Below are 16,720 nucleotides of genomic sequence, written 5' to 3'. Positions count from 1 at the left end.
TGGGTCGTGTCGCTGTTCTGTCGGGGCGCGCCGCCGCCGGCGCGCCGTGCGGGCCCACCGTGGCTGCGGTCTGATGCCACCATGGCCCACATGCAGCCTGCCCCGCGGGACGCCGCCACCACTCCGTCACTGGACGCCGCCACCGTCCTGTCTCACGGCGAGCAGCCTCGCAGCCCGTGGAGCGCCCTGCTGGCGGTCGGTGCCGTCGCCACTGTCATCCTGGGCTTCGACGCCGCGCCGTCGAATCGTCTGCCAGAGTCACGTCCGCCGCACCCGGCGGCGGGCCCCACGGCTGCGGCGACGCCGTCTGGGCGGGTGGCATCCGCCGCCGCGAGCCCGACTGCGACCCTGGAGCCGGCGAAGCGGTTCAGCAAGAGGCCCGAAAAGCCATATGACGGGGCATACCAGTCGGACATCATCGACAAGTCACTGCCCTCCACCCACCGAGGCGGTGCCCTCCTGCGCCTCGTCCGGGATCCCTCCATCACGACGCTGGTCGAACGCGTGGACGATGTCGCGCCGGAGTATCTGCGCGTCAACGGCGTCGAGGTTCGCGTCTACCGAACGGCCGACGGTGAGGGCGTTCAGCAGGCAGAGTGGATCCACAAACGTACGTTCTTCGTCCTGCTGTGGCATCCGCAGCCGGCTCCTCACCAGATTTCCGAATCGGACATCCGATGGATGATCGCCGCCTCTATCAAGGGACGTTTCTGATTCTCGGGCCTTGCTGAGCGATGGCGCTGGCAGTACACGCTGTGCTGAATACAGTGGTTTGTGTATCGTCTGGTCGTGGAGACACTGACGCACGGGCAGGTGCTGGCCCGGTTCGGTCACGCCCTGTCCGATCCGATTCGCGCCCGGCTGCTGCTGGCGCTCCGCGAAGGCCCGGGCTACCCGGCCGAGCTGGCCGAACTGGTGGGCACCAGCCGACAAAACCTCTCCAACCATCTGGCCTGCCTGCGCGGATGTGGCCTCGTGGTGGCCGTGCCCGAGGGGCGACGCACCCGCTACGAGCTGACCGACCGGCGCTTGGCGCATGCCCTGGGTGACCTGCTCGGCCTGGTCCTGACCGTCGACCCGGCCTCCTGCGCGGCCGCGGACGACAAGGACTGCTGCTGATGGGTGACCCGATGACCCAGGTGCGGTCGCCCGACGGGGCGCAACAACAACAGATGCTTGCTCGACGGGTACGACTGCTGGTGGCCGCCTCCATCACGTACAACGTCGTCGAGGCGGCAGTCGCGATCACCGCCGGTGCGGTGGCGTCGTCCACGGCACTGGTCGGCTTCGGGCTGGACTCGGTGATCGAGGTGTCCTCGGCGGCCGCGGTGGCGTGGCAGTTCGCCGGACGAGACCCGGAGGCACGGGAAAAGACCGCGCTGCGGATCATCGCGGTGTCGTTCTTCGCCCTGGCCGCCTACATAACCGTCGAGTCGGCTCGCGCGCTGCTCGGCGACAGAGAGGCCGAACACTCCACCGTCGGACTCGCCCTGGCCGCGCTGTCGCTGCTCATCATGCCGGTGCTGTCCCACGCCCAACGTCGGGCCGGCCGTGAACTGGGCTCCCGGTCCGCGGTGGCCGACTCCAAGCAGACCCTGCTCTGCACGTACCTCTCGGCCGTGCTGCTGGTCGGGCTCGGACTCAACAGTCTCCTGGGATGGTCCTGGGCCGACCCGCTGGCCGCCCTGGTCATCGCGGCGGTCGCGGTCAAAGAGGGCCGCGAGGCGTGGCGCGGTGACGCCTGCTGCGCCGCGCCCCCCGGCCCGACCCTCATGGACCCCTGCGGGTGCCGACCCGGCTGCTCGTGCTGTACCGAGGCGCGGCCGTAAGCCGCCCGTCCCGCAGGTGCCTGCGGTCGGCGCCGCCTACCGGTAGTTGTCGAACTGGAGGGCGACACCGAAGTCCTCGCCCTTGAGCAGCGCGATCACGGCCTGGAGGTCGTCCCTCTTCTTGCCGGTCACGCGCAACTGGTCGCCCTGGATCTGTGCCTGCACGCCCTTGGGGCCCTCTTCGCGGATCTTCTTGCTGATGGCCTTGGCCTTGTCCGCCTCGATGCCCTGGACGACCTTGCAGTCGATCTTGAAAATCTTGCCGGACGGGCGCGGCTCGCCGGCATCCAGCGCCTTCAGCGAGATGTTCCGCTTGACGAGCTTCTCCTTGAAGACGTCAAGTGCGGCACGAACACGCTCCTCGGTCTCCGCCTGAAGGCCGATCGCCTCCTCGCCGGACCAGGAGATCTCCGCCCCGGTGCCGCGGAAGTCGAACCGAGTCGCGAGCTCCTTCACCGCCTGCCGGAGGGCGTTGTCGACCTCCTGGCGGTCAACCTTGCTCACAATGTCAAACGACGGGTTCGCTGCCATGTTTCTGCTCCTGCTGTCCGGCGGTCTGGGCCTGCCGTCGGCCGCCGACCAGCGGCACGACCCCCTGACCGTACCCGGTTGCGTCGGCACCGGGGGGAGCCGCTATCCTTGCTTCCGCCGCCGCGTTACGACGCGGTGGGGTGCCCTGGCGGGTTGCCCGAGCGGCCAATGGGAGCGGACTGTAAATCCGTCGCGAAAGCTTCAGAGGTTCGAATCCTCTACCCGCCACCAGGTGCAGACACGGCCCTTGACCAGCAGAGATGCTGATCGGGGGCCTTTGTCGTTGATCTGGCCGGGTCCGGCTGAGTCCAGCCGTTGACGACTGGTTGTGGGCAGATCGATCTTGCGCCGTCATCAGCGGGGAACGGCGTGTCTTGTGGCCCTCGGTGCCCGGGGCACCACGCGTGCTACCACTTCCGGCGCCATTCGAGGCGCCCTGGATGCGCCACGGCCGGAGCGTCTCCGCGTTGGACGTACAGCACCTCGTCCTCAACCCACCAGACGTCGCCGGTACGAAGGAAGACCGGCGCATCCAACGTCAGGGCAAGACGACAGCCGTCAGAGCTGCCGGGCAGCCCTTCCAGGTCGTCCACCAGTGCCGCTCGGCCTGCGGTGACGGGCTCGGTCATCACGCCATCATTCTGCCGGCGCGGGCGCCGCAGCTTTGTGATGCCGGGGATGTCCTGGTGGTGGAGCTGCGTCCGCGGCCCGGTGACACGGTGGCAAGCCAGTCCCGGGGTCGGACTGGCGCGGCAGCCGGAAGCCGGAGCACACGACCAGGCCAGCCCTGTCGGCTTCCGTTACGGCCTCGCTGGGGCTCGGTCCTGCCTTTGACGGGGGTGGTGTCCCGGCGGCTGTCGGTGGCTCACCGTCCCGGCGCCGGAGGCGAAGCTCATTATTGTCACGACTCAGCGTGCGGCACCCGGCAGTGCCGCGAACGCGCTTCGCCCTGGGGATGAACGCAACCCGACCGACGCCTTAGCGTTGCTGACTACTGCTGCCAAAGACTCCACCTCGAGAGCAACCGAGAACACTCGGCGACAATTCTTAGCCCTTGCCGAGTCGCGGATGAAGGTGTTTGTCGGTCGAATGTAAAACCGAAGATCAGCAGAAGTCGTGCTCGCTTGCTACCTTGCCCCCAACATCAGCGGTTTCATGACGTAACCGGACGAAACGTGAGAACGCCGGGGCCCTGTCGTTTGCCTGGGGAGGGATACCTTTCCTATCGATATTTGCTTGGTTGGCGAGTCCAGGCTTGATCGCCGCCGTTTGGGCGATGGGGATGCGAAATCGCGTAGCGGCCCGCCTGCTGCTCGCGGCCGTGCCGACACTGCTCGCGATACCAGCATCTGAGAACGGGTTGGATGCCGCCTTCTATATCAGTGTGGGTTACGCCACGGCGCTCGTAGCCCGGTTGCCGCGTCAGGGATGAGAAGAGACCAGTACGACGGCCCGAGTGGTCACGGCTGCGGCGGGTGGAAACAGAGCGGCCAGCTGGTTTGGATTTAAGTGGTTGTTGGCTGGATCACGTGGTGCGCCAGGCCAAGCGGTGTAACTCTGGAAACAGACGGATTTTTCTGGGCCTGTCCGAGGTATCGCTGCTTCGGAGGGCATCTACGCAGAAATAGGTATATCTCTATGACTTCCAGTGATTCGTCCCTGCCGCCCGTATCACCGGAGGATGTCGCGCCCCTCGCGGCCGCGGTGACGGGTTCGGTCTTTCTGCCAGGCGACTCGGGATACGACGACGAACGCGCCGTCTTCAACCTGAATCACGAGCTGGTGCCAGCGGTGATCGTGGTGCCGGAAAATATCGCTGATGTTCAGGCCGCTGTCACTTTCGCGGCTGAGCAGCACCGGCCGGTCCTGGTGAAGGCCACCGGCCACCAGGTGGTCGGCCAGGCGCGCGGCGCCGTCGTGCTCTCGACTCATCGGATGAATGACGTGACCATCGACGCGGTCGGCCGCACGGCCCGGGTCGGCGCCGGAGTGATGTGGTCCGAGGCTATCCCGAAGATCGCCGAGGCCGGGTTGGCTGCACTGAACGGGTCGAATCCCACGGTAGGTATCGTCGGTTACACCCTGGGCGGCGGTCTGAGCCCGACCCTCGGCCGCTCTCAAGGCTACGCCGCTGACCATGTGCGCTCGCTCGACGTGGTGACCGCGGATGGCAAGCTGCGGCATGTCGACGCGGAGTCCGAACCCGAACTGTTCTGGGCGCTGCGCGGCGGCAAGGGCAACTTCGGCGTGGTCACCTCGCTGGAATTCGACTTGTTCCCGGTGCCCCGCCTCTACGGCGGCGGCATCTACTTCCCCGGTGAGCGGATGGCGGACGTACTGCGGGCCTGGGCCGCCTGGCTCCCGGGCACGCCGGAGACCATGGTCTCGTCGTTCGCTGTGCTGCGGCTGCCACCGTTGCCTGAAATTCCCGAACCCTTACGCGGGGCGTTCACGGTGTCTCTGCGGTTCGCGTACACCGGTACGGTCGAGGACGGTGCACGGATGATTGCGCCGCTGCGGGCGGCGGCTCCGGTACTCCTGGACACCGTGGCGGACATGCCGTACACCGGGGTCGCGGCGATCCACAACGAGCCGACCGACCCGTTGCCTTACTACGAACGGGGCATCATGCTGCGGGAGTTCCCCACGGAGGCGCAGGACAAGCTGGTCGAGCTCGTCGGCCCGGATTCCGAAACCACCCTGTGGATCGCCGAACTGCGTGCTCTCGGCGGGGCGTGGGACCGGGAGCCGGCGGTGCCCAACGCCGTGGCGACCAGGGGCCTGCCGTACAGCCTGCTGGGCGTCGAAGTCGGTCCGCTGTCGGAGGAGCAGCGGCTCAAGGAGTCGGTCGCCAAGCTGTTCGACGGTATGGAGCCCTGGCGGGGCGACCGGCGGGTGGTGAACAACCTCGCGCCGGAGGAGGCGGGCGACGCCGTCGCGATCTACGGCCCGGAGCGCTACGAGCGCCTGGCGGCCGTCAAGAAGACCTACGACCCGACCAACATGTTCCGGTTCAACCACAACGTAGTGCCGGCCGCCTGATTGGACACTGGCCGGGCGCCGGACATGATCCTTTCGTTGATCATGTCCGGCGCTACCGCTACGGCTCACCCTCGAATTGCGGTGGATCCTGCCGTGAGGCGTACGCGTCGCCGATGGACAGCGGCTTCTGGCGTTCTGGTGCGTGGTACCGGCAAGTCCGTGTTGATACGTCCCGGCGGTACCGGCTGGGTCGAAGTCAGGCTGAGCCTCGACTGCGCTACTGCGTTCGGGAGTGAGCCTGTGTCGATGCGCCTGTCGGTCGAGACCGCCGACCGGCAGGCGAGAGAGGCCACCTATCCCGTCGCTGTGGCGGGGAGCGTCTGGCACCTGGTGGCGAACGACCGTGCGAGCACCTCCTTCGAGACGGTCAATCGTGACGGCAGGTGGGCAGCGTCGGGGCGTGGGCAAATGGTGGGCGCTCGTACGCGAGCGCTGCGGCCAATGCAGAGAAAACAGCAGGTCAACGCCGCTGATCGGGGCAAGATCACGGACGCCCTGTAAGTCCGTCGCGAAAGCTTCAGAGGTTCGAATCCTCTACCCGCCACCAGGTGCAGACACGGCCCCTGACCAGCAGAGATGCTGATCGGGGGCCGTTGTCGTTTCGTCTAGTTGGGTCCGGCTGAATCCAGCGTTGACGACTGGTTGTAGGCAGGTCGATCTTGTGGCTGAGGCCGCGGATGCTGACGCTCGCGGGAATGCTGGGCCGCCTGGTGCTCGCCGGCATCTCGCCGCGCCGGGTCGCACTGGTCCGATGATGGCGGCTCCCAAGAGCGGTGCGGACTCAAGCACCGGGGGAGGGCTGAGACTCGTACGGTCCCGACCCCGCCCCGGCTCGTCGAGCTGCTGTGCGCGCACGTCGAGAATCACGGGGTCGGTCCGGACGGCCGGTTCTTCGGCGGCCTGCACGGTGGGCCACTCTCCGAGTCGGTCTACGACCGATGGTGGAAGCTCGCCCGCGAGAAGGCGCTGACCGAAGCGCAGGTTGCCTCACCGCTCGTCCGCCGGCTCTTCGACCTGTGGCGGCCTCGCTCTGGCTGAATGCTGGCGTCCCGCCCACCGAGGTTGCCCGCCGTCTGGGCCACGGCGTCGCCGTGCTGCTCCGCAACTGCATCGACGGCGGGAACGACACCATGAACGACAAGATCAGCGACGACGTTGCTGCTGGCCTGGCCAGCGTTCTGCGGAGTGCTGTTGTGGACGAGGTGCGCTAGAAGGAGGGTGTGGAGTTGCCCGCACCGCACGACTCAACCCGGTCCGAGGTCCGCGTCACGGTCGGTTCGATCCCAGCCAGTGACAGTCGCGTGCCAGAGCTGCGCCTGTGGGGCATTCGTCGATCGATCATGGCGGCTGTTATGGCTGCGCTGCTAGTGGTTGGGGGCCTGATTGCTGCGGCGCTCGCCTTCGCCGGTTGGCCTGGCCTTGAGCGGGGCGCCACCGTCACGGCAGCCACGCTGTTCGACCTTTTGAAGCTCGTCTTCGCTGTTGTGGCGGGCATCGGCGGGGTCGCCGCCCTGGTGGTCGCCTACCGTCGGCAGCGGGTAGCGGAGCACACGAACGCGCTGGCGGAATTCGCTCACCAACTGGCGCACGCTGCTGATCTGCGTGCCGAAGTCACCAAGGCTCTCGCTGAGGCGGCCGACGAACGGGCAAAGGTCGAGACTGACCGCAACGGTGTCCGGTTGTTCAACGAACGCTTCGCCAAGGCATCCGAGCAGCTCGGGTCGGAGAAGGCAGCCGTACGCCTGGCAGGCGTCTACGCCATGGCCGGTCTTGCCGATGACTGGCGGGAAGGACGACAGACCTGCATCGACGTCCTCTGCGCCTACCTCCGCATGCCCTACACCCCGCCGCCGGATGTTTCGGACGAAGCGCAGGCACAGGCCGACGACCAAGTGCCGATTGTGGACGCGGACTCGGCCCGGTCCGCCCGCGAAGAGCGTGAGGTGCGCCAAACCGTTATCCGCCTCGTCGGTAGGCACTTACGTCTTGGCGAAGACGACGGGGCCTCATGGTGCGGCTATGACTTCGACTTCACCGGCGCCGTCTTTGACGGCGGGGACCTCTCGGGGGCGAGGTTCAGCGGCGGGCAGGTGTCCTTCGACAGCGCAACGTTCAGTGGTGGGAGCGTGTCCTTCGGTGGGGCGGCGTTCGCTGGCGGGAAAGTCTCCTTCGGCGGGGCGGCGTTCGCTGGCGGGGACGTGTCCTTCGAGGCTGCGACGTTCAGTGGCGGGGACGTGTTCTTCGGCGGGGCGAGGTTCAGCGGCGGGGGCGTGTCCTTCATTGGAGCGGTGTTCAGTGGCGGGGACGTGTCCTTCGACGATGTGGCGTTCAGTGGCGGGGACGTGTTCTTCGGCGGGGCGACGTTCGGTGGCGGGCGGGTGTTCTTCGACAGGGCGAGGTTCGGTGGCGGGCGGGTTTTGTTCGACAGGGCGAGGTTCGGTGGCGGGTGGGTGTGCTTCGAAGGCGCGGCCTTCAGTGGTGGGGAGGTGTTCTTCGGCGAGGCGACGTTCAGTGGCGGGGACGTGTCCTTTGACGGGGCGACGTTCTGTGGTGGGAACGTGTCCTTTCGTACGGCGAGGTTCCAGGTCCCGCCTAGATTCGAGGATGGGCTCCTCGGGCAGCACCCGGACGGTCTGATCCTGCCGCGAGAGTGAAAGCCTGCTCGCGTGGGCCGATGGTGGGCGGCTGACTGAGCCTCTCGGGGACGCGGGAGCATCGGGGGACGGCGAGATGGCGCAGGCAGCGTGGATGAGAGCGTAAGAGTGAACCTCGACTGTCCGGCGGTGCCCGAGTGACGGAGCCGAAGGCCCTCGGCAGACGGCCGGTGCGGCATGAGGTGCTTCCCCCGGTCCTCGTGGGAGTCGCCCTGGGAATGGCGGCCTTCACCGCCGACCTAGTGCCGGAAGCTGTTGGCCGGTTCCTCGTGCCGACCTTCAGCTCGGGAGTCGCCTGGGGCGTGGTAGCCCTCGCCGTGAGCTACTACGCCGCGACCTTGAGGTCAGCTCTGGTCGGTGGGGTCTGCACACTCGCCGTGGCGACCCTGACCTACTACGGCCTCATCGCCTCACTGAGCCGGCAGTGGCTTAGCGGTTCGGCGCCACCACCAGACGGGCTCGGCTCCATCATGCGCGCGTCGGCCTTCTGGCTGGTTGGTTCGATGCTTGGCGGATTGGTGCTCGGCCACCTCGCCCATGTCTTCAGGGCAAGCACCACGAGCAATGCGGCCATCGCTCTCGGCGTAGCGTTCGGGCTGCTCGCCGGGGAGGCGGCCTACGTCATCCTCTACGTCGCGTTCGTCTGGGTCGGTCCCATGGACCTCTTCGTCTGGACGAGGTTGGGAACGGCGGCGGCGCAGCTCCTCCTTGCGGTGGCTGCCGCGCTCGTTGCGTTGAGGCTCCGCCGACCACCAGTCTCACTGTGGGCCTTTCTGATGGCTGCCGCGCTGTCGACGGTGGCGAGCATCGCGGGTTGGCATCTCGTCGAGTCGGTTCGGACGACGCTGTAGCCGTGAACGGGCATCGGGGCAGAGCTCCGCCCGTAGGCAGGTGATGGGCTGCTCTGTCGCTGAGTTCACCAGACGGGCGGAGCTGTGGGCCGCGGTCCGTCCGCTGCGTAGGTCCGGAACCCGGACCGGAGTGGATCAGCGCCAGGACGATCGGCGCGCCGGACGCGGTCACCAGATAGATGACAGTGACCTGTTGCGGCGAGGTAGCGGCGAGTAGTGTGCGTAGCCGGGACGGAGGGGCGCACAGTTCAATTCAACTGTTACGTCTAGTAGGTGCGCTTTCCCCTGCTAGGTCGTTTCTTTGGCATACCAACGTGGGTTGATCAGCAGATGGTCTGGCCGGACGATGTGCCTGGCCGGCCGAGCGGGTCGGCTCGCGGGTCGGTTGGCCTGATCGCGGGTGGGGAACTTTCCTGGCGGACGTCGCTGTGGCACCATCGTGGAATCTCCATCCCCGCACAGCCCCCCTGCCGACAGGAGTTCCAAATGTCTGGTCGAAAGTTTGGCCGGCTGCGCATGGCGTCGATCGTCCTCGCCGCGCTGGCCGTTGGTCTCCTAGGCGCCCAATTCGGCGGCGACTTCCAGTCCACGAGCATCGAGTGGGGCGCCCCCGCGAGTGGAGCGCAGTCAGTCGTCGCTCGGTGATCCCGGCGCGGCGGCGACGTGACGAATGACAGGGCGGTGCGGTGTCACCTAAGGCTGTCCGACGTCGTACGACCGAGCACGCCTGGCTGATCACGGCTCCTCTCGCCGGGATCGCCCTGGTGGGATCGCTGGTTCTTGCGCTGACGGTGCCGATCCGCCTCGCGGACTGGCCGACTGCTGTGGTGTTGCTGGTGGTGATGGCTGCTGCCGGTATACCAACGCTCAGTTTCGTCGTCCGCCGCCAAGCGGTGGTGGTGACCCTCAGCGAGATTCCGCTCGTGCTCGCCCTGTTCTGGCTGTCGCCGCTGCTCATGGTCGTCGTCGCCACGGCGGCCGAGCTCTTCACCCAGATGCACCGCGGCTACGCGCCGCCGAAGTTCTGGTTCAACGTGGCCCGCGCGGCGGCCGGTTTCTCCGTCGCCGGGCTGGTGTTGGCCGCCATGCCGCCGCACGAGGGGGTGGGGCCGAGCACCTGGGGCGCGGTCTTCGCCGCTGTCGCCGCCAACGCGCTGATCAGCCTGGTCGCCGTGGTCGGCGTGATCACTCTCCTGCAGGGTTGGCAGGGCACCCGGGAGACGACGAGTACGGCCGTCCAGGTCCTGCTGACCACGGCGCTGAACGTCGCGGTCGGGATGATCATCCTGATCGCCCTGGCGACCACGCTCTGGTCGAGTCTGCTTCTGCTGGCCCTGGCGGTGGCCGGCGTGATGCTCTACCGCTCGTACTCGCAGTTCATTCGGCAGCACCGCACCCTTGGCGACCTGTACGAGCTGACCCGGGCGATGAGCGAGGCGGGTCAGGACGGCAACCTGACGGACGCGCTGCTCGGGCGGGTTCGTTCCCTCATGCAGGCTGAGTACGCCACGCTGTGGCTTCCGGCACAGGGCCGGCACCCCGAGGTCCTGCTGACCGCACGCCTGGACGACCGGGGTCTGCTCGACGTCGCCCCGACGCCGCCGGTGTTCCGGGAGAAGACTCGTGAGTCGGGTCGGCCTGTCGCTCTCGGCCGGGCCTTCGGCGGTGACCCGGTGCTGCGGTCCGCGCTCGCCGACTCCAAGGTCAAGGACGTCATCGCGGTGCCGCTGCGTTCGGGGCAGGCGGTGATCGGCACGTTGGAGGTCGTCAACCGGCTCAGCGACGTGGGCCACTTCGCTCCGGCCGACATCCCCATCTTCGAGACCGTGGCGGCGCACGCCGCCGTCGCCCTGGAGAATTCACGGCTGGTCGACAGGCTCCGGCACGACGCGTACCACGACGCGCTGACCCGGCTGCCCAACCGCCGGCGGATCACCGGCGCGCTCGCCGAGTCCTTCACCATCGCTGCCCCCGGCGAGGTGGTGGCACTGCTGCTCTTCGACGTGGACGGGTTGCGCCAGGTCAACGAGTCCCTCGGGCACGCGGCCGGGGACAAGGTCCTCGCCGAGGTCGCCAGCCGGTTGCGGGCCAGCGCGCCGTCGTCGGCTCTGGTCGGCCGGGCCGGTGGGGACGAGTTCCTGGTGACCCTGCGGTTGGAGAGCGCGGAGGCGGCGCTCGAGCTGGCCGCCCAGCTACGCGACCAGATCCGCGACGAGATGGTCTTCGACGCGCTCACCCTCGACGTGAACACCGCCGTCGGGGTGGCCGTGCACCCCGATCACGGCAGTGACGCGGCGACCCTGCTGCTCAGGGTCGACCTGGCCGCCACGGCGGCCAAGTCGGTGCCGGGCAGCGTGCAGTTGTTCAACCCCGCGCTGGAGTCCCGATCGTTGCGTCGGCTCGGTCTGGCGGGCGATCTGCGCCGCGCACTGGACCAGGGCGAGTTGGAGGTCTACTTCCAGCCCAAGGTGACGCTGCGGGATCGGCGGCTGGTCGGTGTCGAGTGCCTGGCCCGGTGGGAGGACCCGACGCACGGCACTGTCGCCCCCGAGGACTTCGTGGCGGTGGCCGAGCACACCGGCCAGTTGAGCCGGCTCACCGAGGTGGTGCTCCGCGAGGGGCTGCGCCGCAGCCGGGACTGGGCGTTGGCCGATCAGCCGCTGCCGATCGCGGTGAACATCGCCGCCCGTACGCTCACCGACCAGCACTTCCCGGACCGGGTCCAGGAGTTGCTGACCGAGTACGGGGTGCCGGCGCAGCGACTGACCCTGGAGATCACCGAGGCGGGGGTGTTGGACGGCACCGACCGGCCCATCCCGACTCTGCGCCGGCTGCGTGACCTGGGTGTGCGGCTGTCGGTGGACGACTTCGGCACGGGCGACTCGTCGCTGGCGCACCTGCGCCGGCTGCCGGTGCACGAGGTGAAGGTGGACCGCTCCTTCGTGCAGGGCATGGCGACCGACCCGGGGGACCTGGCCATCGTCAACGCCGTGGTGACCCTCTCCCAGCAGTTCGGCCTGGCGGTGGTCGCCGAGGGCGTGGAGAGTGAGCTGACCCTGGAGCTTCTCCAGGACATCGGCTGTGAGATCGGGCAGGGCTTCCTGTTCAGTCGGCCGCTGCCGTACGAGCGGCTGGCCGCCTGGTTCGGCGCCCAGGTCGAGCCGGAGTCGATCGTCAGCGGGGAGTTGCCACGCCTTCGCGTCGTGCCCTGACCAGGGCGTAGACGATCACCGGGGATCCGATTTCACCTGTCGAGCCGGGCCGTGTACTCTTACTTCTGCGCGCCCCACGGGGAGATCGCGCAGGCCCCCTTAGCTCAGTCGGCAGAGCGTCTCCATGGTAAGGAGAAGGTCTACGGTTCGATTCCGTAAGGGGGCTCGAGGGTTCAGCTGGACCCATCGCAGCGGTGTAGCTCAGATGGTAGAGCAAGCGGCTCATAATCGCTGTGTCGCCGGTTCAAGTCCGGCCACCGCTACTCTCGTCTTCCGGGCTCGTTGCCGGTGGTCGTAAGAAATGGGCGCTTCCGGCGCCCACTTTGCATGTCCGCGCTGTCAGCGTCTAGGCTGGCGCGTCGTAGTTGTTTCCGTTAGCGAGGAAGGCACTCCGCCGTGGCGAAGGCTACCGATGTCCGGCCGAAGATCACTTTGGCGTGTGTGGAGTGCAAGGAGCGCAACTACATCACGCGCAAGAACCGGCGCAACGACCCCGACCGCATCGAGCTGAAGAAGTTCTGCCCGCGCGACGGTCGGCACACGGTCCACCGCGAGACCCGCTGACTCCGGGCCGGCCTCGTGCCGGCCGGTGTCCAAGCTTTCCGATCGCCGATCTGACCGGTGTGGTGCGGCTCAGCCGCAGCCCTGCCGGCCAGGTCGGCGATTGTGCTTTCCGTGTAGGTTCGCGGCATGTCCCTGGACCCTTCCTTCGTCGGCCGGACCTATCCGCCGACCGCCCCCTACCAGGTGGGCCGAGAAAAGATCCGCGAGTTCGCCACCGCCATCGGCGCCACCGACCCGGCCCACCACGACCCGGAGGCCGCACAGGCGCTCGGCCACCCGGACGTGGTGGCTCCGCCGACCTTCCCGGTGATCGTCACCATGGCCGCGAGTCGCCAGATCGTCGAGGACCCGGCCCTGGGTATGGACTACAGCCGTGTGGTGCACGGTGACCAGCGGTTCGCGTACACCCGGCCGGTGGTCGCCGGCGACGAGCTGGTCTGTGTCAACACCATCGAGGACGTCAGCACCAGGGGCGGGCACGGCTTCCTGACCACGCGCACCGACGTGCGCACCGTCGCCGGGGAACCGGTCGTCGCCGTCTGGTCGAAGATCGTCGTACGCGGGGAGGCCTGAGATGGAGTTGTCAGCCAAGACGTTCCAGGTGACCCGGGGGGACCTGGTCCGCTACGCCGGCGCGTCGGGTGACTTCAACCCGATCCACTGGAGCGACCGGTTCGCCACCGGCGTGGGTCTGCCCGGGGTGATCGCCCATGGCATGTTCACCATGGCGCTTGTCGGCCGGGCGATCACCGAGTGGGCCGGGTCGCCGGACGCGGTGGTCGAGTACGGCGTGCGGTTCACCCGGCCGGTGGTGGTCCCGGACGACGACCGGGGGACCGAGATCGAGGTCACCGCGCGGGTCCGTGAGGTGACCGGGGACGGGCTCACCCGACTCGACGTGACCGCGACCTGCGGGGGCGAGAAGGTGCTCTCGCAGGCCCGCGCGACCATCCGGACGACGAGCTGAAGCAGCCCCGCCACGCGAGGCGGAGAGACCGGTTGGGAAAGTCGGGCGGCTACCCGTACACTGGTCCGCCGTGGGGCAAGTGACCCCTGCTCGGTCGTCTGTGACCGCGTGGGGCGAGTGTTGCCGCACAGGGGTGTAGCTCAATTGGCAGAGCAGCGGTCTCCAAAACCGCAGGCTGCAGGTTCAAGTCCTGTCACCCCTGCGCCTCAGGCCTGACCGTTCCCGTGGGTCGCGCCGCCAGCTTGGCGGCGTCCGGCCCGTGGTGGTGGCATCGGCGGGGTGGTTCCGAGGCAATCGGGGCCCTCCGGATGATCCACCGGCCGCGGCCCGTCGCGGGACGGTTGGGTCCGGCCGGCGTGACCAGCGCCGCGTACGCCACTCGGCGTGCGACCCGAGATTCCGCGACGGAGGGCGAAGTGGCCGACAACAAGCGGCGCGGCGAGGACGCCGGCGACGATCGTCTGGACGACGAGGTCGTCGACGAGGTCGCCGACGACGACGCCTCCAGCGCGGACGAGCCGGTTTCCCGGGGAGGCACCGCGACGCGGTCCCGTGCCCGGGCGGAGTCGGCGGACAGCCGGCCGACCACCCGGTCGGAAACGGGTCGGGTGGGCGTGTTCGGCCGCATCGCCCGGTTCTTCCGCGAGGTCGTTGCCGAACTGCGTAAGGTCATCTGGCCGACCCGCAAGGAGTTGCTGACCTACACCGCCGTGGTGGTGACGTTCGTCGCGGTGATGCTGACGATCGTCGGCGTGCTGGACTACGGCTTCGCCAAGGTCGTGTTGTTTGTCTTCGGCAACTCGGACTGACCGGCTGTCTCCAGCCATAGTGACGGAAGTGAGCGAGCGTGCCTGAGTACGACGAGACCGCCGGACCCGTGGACGAGCAGTCCACGGTCGCGACGGCGGCTGGTGACGAGTCGGTTGAGGCCGCCAGCGAGCCGGATTTCCCCATGACTGAGCCCGAGCCGGACGAGGAGTTCGACCCGGTCGCCGAGCTGAGGCAGAAGCTGCGCTACGCGCCGGGTGACTGGTACGTCGTGCACTCGTACGCCGGCTACGAGAACAAGGTCAAGACCAACCTCGAGACCCGGATCACGAGCCTCGACATGGAGGACTTCATCTACCAGGTCGAGGTGCCGACCCGGGAAGAGGTCGAGGTCAAGAACGGTAAGCGTTCTCAGATCCAGGCCAAGGTCTTCCCGGGTTACATCCTGGTTCGGATGGAGCTGACCGCCGAGTCCTACTCGTGTGTGCGGAACACCCCGGGCGTGACCGGCTTCGTCGGCGCGACCGACCGGGCCGACCGGCCCGCCCCGCTCTCCCTCGACGAGGTGCTGAAGTGGCTGGCGCCGGCCGTCGAGACCGAGCAGAAGAAGTCGAAGCCGGAGATCAAGGTCCTCGACTTCGAGGTGGGCGACTCGGTCACCGTCACCGACGGCGCGTTCGCGTCGCTGCCGGCCACGATCAGCGAGATCAACGCCGACCAGCAGAAGCTCAAGGTGCTGGTGTCGATCTTCGGCCGCGAGACGCCGGTGGAGCTCAACTTCAACCAGGTCGCCAAGATCTGACTGGTCGTCGGCGGCGGGTCCGACCCGCCGCCGACGTCGGCGTACGCCCTCCCGCTCGACCTCGGCGGACGAGTGGGCTGCGGCCTGCGCTACTCTTGAATGTCGCCGCTGTCGCACCGCGCTGACCGTGCGCGCTCCGAGAGCGGCGACAGCCGCATTTTCCCAGCTCCAAGCCCCAGGAAGTGACATGCCTCCGAAGAAGAAGCTCGTCAAGACGTTCACGCTTCAGTTGCCGGCGGGCCAGGCCACGCCGGCGCCGCCGGTCGGCCCCGCGCTCGGCCAGCACGGCGTGAACATCATGGAGTTCTGCAAGTCCTACAACTCGCAGACCGAGTCCCAGCGGGGCGACATCGTCCCCGCCGAGATCAGCGTGTACGAGGACCGGTCCTTCACGTTCGTGCTGAAGACCCCGCCCGCCGCCCGGCTGCTGATCAAGGCCGCCGGTGTGCAGAAGGGTTCGGGTGTTCCGCAGTCCGAGAAGGTCGGCTCGGTCAGCCGCGCCCAGCTGCGTGAGATCGCCGAGAAGAAGATGGCCGACCTCAACGCCAACGACCTGGCCCAGGCCGAGAAGATCATCGCCGGCACCGCCCGGTCGATGGGCATCACCGTCAACGACTGACGTCGGCCCAGGCCGTCGACCCGACCGTGGGAGGGCCCGCGCCGAGCGGCCCGCCAGAGACCACAGGAGTAATAAGCAATGCAGCGCAGCAAGAGCTACCGCAAGGCCGCCGATGTCATCGACCGGTCCAAGCTCTACACCCCCGCCGAGGCCGTGAAGCTGGCCAAGGAGACCACCAACGTCAAGTTCGACGCCACGGTCGAGGTCGCCATGCGCCTCGGCGTCGACCCCCGCAAGGCGGACCAGATGGTCCGCGGCACGGTCAACCTGCCGCACGGCACCGGTAAGACCGCCCGCGTGATCGTGTTCGCCGGTGGCGCGAAGGCCGACGAGGCCACCGCCGCGGGTGCGGACGAGGTGGGCACCGACGAGCTGGTCGCCCGGATCCAGGGTGGTTGGCTCGACTTCGACGCGGCGATCGCCACGCCGGACCAGATGGCCAAGATCGGCCGGATCGCGCGGATCCTGGGCCCGCGCGGTCTCATGCCGAACCCGAAGACCGGCACGGTGACCATGGACGTCACCAAGGCGGTGCAGGACATCAAGGGCGGCAAGATCACCTTCCGGGTGGACAAGCACTCCAACCTGCACCTGATCATCGGCAAGGCCTCCTTCACGGAGAGCCAGCTGGTGGAGAACTACGCTGCGGTGCTCGACGAGGTGCTGCGTGCAAAGCCGTCCGCGGCCAAGGGCAAGTACCTCCGCAAGGTCATCGTGACCTCCACGATGGGCCCGGGTGTTCCGGTCGACCCGAACCTGGTGAAGAACCTCACCGGAGACGCCGCCGAGGCCTGAGCACGTCGTCGGCGGCGGCGGAGCCGACGGTGTGCCGCCAGACCCGGTTGGGCCGCCAGGCGTCGTCAACCGTCACGTAGAACAGC

At 68.0% G+C, this 16,720-nt stretch carries 18 protein-coding genes and 4 tRNA genes; 20 read left to right on the top strand and 2 right to left on the bottom strand.

The window, feature by feature from the left end; translation table 11 throughout:
* Nucleotides 1-81 precede the first annotated feature (81 nt).
* The 3 genes from AB0F61_RS32945 to AB0F61_RS32935 all read left to right on the top strand — a co-directional run bounded on the left by AB0F61_RS32945 (nucleotide 82) and on the right by AB0F61_RS32935 (nucleotide 1,829).
* Entirely contained in the window at nucleotides 82-714 is a 633-nt protein-coding gene (locus AB0F61_RS32945) for a hypothetical protein (RefSeq protein WP_357817928.1), read from the top strand.
* 69 nt (nucleotides 715-783) lie between these two features.
* Nucleotides 784-1,119, top strand: a complete 336-nt coding sequence (locus AB0F61_RS32940; RefSeq protein ID WP_357817951.1) for a metalloregulator ArsR/SmtB family transcription factor — start codon at nucleotides 784-786, stop codon at nucleotides 1,117-1,119.
* Complete coding sequence (locus AB0F61_RS32935; RefSeq protein WP_357817926.1) at nucleotides 1,119-1,829, top strand: cation transporter; 711 nt, start codon at nucleotides 1,119-1,121, stop codon at nucleotides 1,827-1,829. Before AB0F61_RS32940 ends, AB0F61_RS32935 begins: the two co-directional genes overlap by 1 nt.
* A gap of 36 nt (nucleotides 1,830-1,865) precedes the next feature.
* Here AB0F61_RS32935 and AB0F61_RS32930 read toward each other — a convergent pair whose 3' ends face one another.
* Complete coding sequence (locus AB0F61_RS32930) at nucleotides 1,866-2,360, bottom strand: YajQ family cyclic di-GMP-binding protein (RefSeq protein ID WP_357817923.1); 495 nt, start codon at nucleotides 2,358-2,360, stop codon at nucleotides 1,866-1,868.
* A 147-nt stretch (nucleotides 2,361-2,507) separates the two neighbouring features.
* On the opposite strand from AB0F61_RS32930, the gene AB0F61_RS32925 reads away from it, so the two are divergent.
* Nucleotides 2,508-2,591 (top strand) — tRNA-Tyr (locus tag AB0F61_RS32925).
* Between the two features lie 176 nt (nucleotides 2,592-2,767).
* Here the strand turns inward: AB0F61_RS32925 and AB0F61_RS32920 are convergent.
* Nucleotides 2,768-2,989, bottom strand: a complete 222-nt coding sequence (locus tag AB0F61_RS32920) for a hypothetical protein (protein ID WP_357817921.1) — start codon at nucleotides 2,987-2,989, stop codon at nucleotides 2,768-2,770.
* Between the two features lie 880 nt (nucleotides 2,990-3,869).
* On the opposite strand from AB0F61_RS32920, the gene AB0F61_RS32915 reads away from it, so the two are divergent.
* The 16 genes from AB0F61_RS32915 (at nucleotide 3,870) to rplA (ending at nucleotide 16,634) form a co-directional block, all read left to right on the top strand.
* A complete protein-coding gene (locus tag AB0F61_RS32915; RefSeq protein WP_357817918.1) occupies nucleotides 3,870-5,402 on the top strand; it encodes an FAD-binding oxidoreductase in 1,533 nt (510 codons plus the stop codon).
* A 1,016-nt stretch (nucleotides 5,403-6,418) separates the two neighbouring features.
* A complete protein-coding gene (locus AB0F61_RS32910; protein WP_357817916.1) occupies nucleotides 6,419-6,613 on the top strand; it encodes a hypothetical protein in 195 nt (64 codons plus the stop codon).
* Nucleotides 6,614-6,703: 90 nt separating this feature from the next.
* Nucleotides 6,704-8,056, top strand: coding sequence for a pentapeptide repeat-containing protein (locus tag AB0F61_RS32905; protein WP_357817913.1), 1,353 nt, complete (start codon nucleotides 6,704-6,706; stop codon nucleotides 8,054-8,056).
* Nucleotides 8,057-8,193: 137 nt separating this feature from the next.
* Complete coding sequence (locus tag AB0F61_RS32900) at nucleotides 8,194-8,907, top strand: DUF6518 family protein (RefSeq protein WP_357817911.1); 714 nt, start codon at nucleotides 8,194-8,196, stop codon at nucleotides 8,905-8,907.
* Nucleotides 8,908-9,393: 486 nt separating this feature from the next.
* Nucleotides 9,394-9,552 (top strand): hypothetical protein, encoded by a 159-nt coding sequence (locus tag AB0F61_RS32895; RefSeq protein ID WP_357817908.1) that lies wholly within the window; start codon nucleotides 9,394-9,396, stop codon nucleotides 9,550-9,552.
* A 41-nt stretch (nucleotides 9,553-9,593) separates the two neighbouring features.
* Complete coding sequence (locus AB0F61_RS32890) at nucleotides 9,594-12,119, top strand: bifunctional diguanylate cyclase/phosphodiesterase (protein ID WP_357817906.1); 2,526 nt, start codon at nucleotides 9,594-9,596, stop codon at nucleotides 12,117-12,119.
* A gap of 93 nt (nucleotides 12,120-12,212) precedes the next feature.
* Nucleotides 12,213-12,285: transfer RNA gene (locus tag AB0F61_RS32885), tRNA-Thr, on the top strand.
* Between the two features lie 24 nt (nucleotides 12,286-12,309).
* A tRNA-Met gene (locus tag AB0F61_RS32880) sits at nucleotides 12,310-12,382 on the top strand.
* Between the two features lie 133 nt (nucleotides 12,383-12,515).
* Nucleotides 12,516-12,683 carry a 50S ribosomal protein L33 gene (rpmG, locus tag AB0F61_RS32875; RefSeq protein WP_007073056.1) on the top strand — a complete coding sequence of 56 codons (168 nt, stop codon included), beginning with the start codon at nucleotides 12,516-12,518 and terminating at the stop codon, nucleotides 12,681-12,683.
* 126 nt (nucleotides 12,684-12,809) lie between these two features.
* A complete protein-coding gene (locus AB0F61_RS32870; protein WP_357817903.1) occupies nucleotides 12,810-13,256 on the top strand; it encodes a MaoC family dehydratase N-terminal domain-containing protein in 447 nt (148 codons plus the stop codon).
* Between the two features lies 1 nt (nucleotide 13,257).
* A complete protein-coding gene (locus tag AB0F61_RS32865) occupies nucleotides 13,258-13,650 on the top strand; it encodes a MaoC family dehydratase (RefSeq protein WP_357817900.1) in 393 nt (130 codons plus the stop codon).
* 129 nt (nucleotides 13,651-13,779) lie between these two features.
* Nucleotides 13,780-13,852: transfer RNA gene (locus AB0F61_RS32860), tRNA-Trp, on the top strand.
* Between the two features lie 214 nt (nucleotides 13,853-14,066).
* Nucleotides 14,067-14,459 carry a preprotein translocase subunit SecE gene (gene secE, locus AB0F61_RS32855; protein WP_357817897.1) on the top strand — a complete coding sequence of 131 codons (393 nt, stop codon included), beginning with the start codon at nucleotides 14,067-14,069 and terminating at the stop codon, nucleotides 14,457-14,459.
* 38 nt (nucleotides 14,460-14,497) lie between these two features.
* A complete protein-coding gene (nusG, locus tag AB0F61_RS32850) occupies nucleotides 14,498-15,220 on the top strand; it encodes a transcription termination/antitermination protein NusG (protein ID WP_357817894.1) in 723 nt (240 codons plus the stop codon).
* 187 nt (nucleotides 15,221-15,407) lie between these two features.
* Nucleotides 15,408-15,839: a 50S ribosomal protein L11 gene (gene rplK / locus AB0F61_RS32845; protein WP_088950247.1), complete on the top strand. Its 432-nt coding sequence runs from the start codon at nucleotides 15,408-15,410 to the stop codon at nucleotides 15,837-15,839.
* A gap of 78 nt (nucleotides 15,840-15,917) precedes the next feature.
* Complete coding sequence (gene rplA, locus AB0F61_RS32840; protein ID WP_357817890.1) at nucleotides 15,918-16,634, top strand: 50S ribosomal protein L1; 717 nt, start codon at nucleotides 15,918-15,920, stop codon at nucleotides 16,632-16,634.
* Nucleotides 16,635-16,720 lie beyond the last annotated feature (86 nt).

Source organism: Micromonospora sp. NPDC023888 (assembly GCF_040639415.1).
Taxonomy (GTDB): domain Bacteria; phylum Actinomycetota; class Actinomycetes; order Mycobacteriales; family Micromonosporaceae; genus Micromonospora.
Note: the sequence above shows the minus strand (reverse complement) of the source record. Positions and strands in the feature narration are given on the sequence as shown.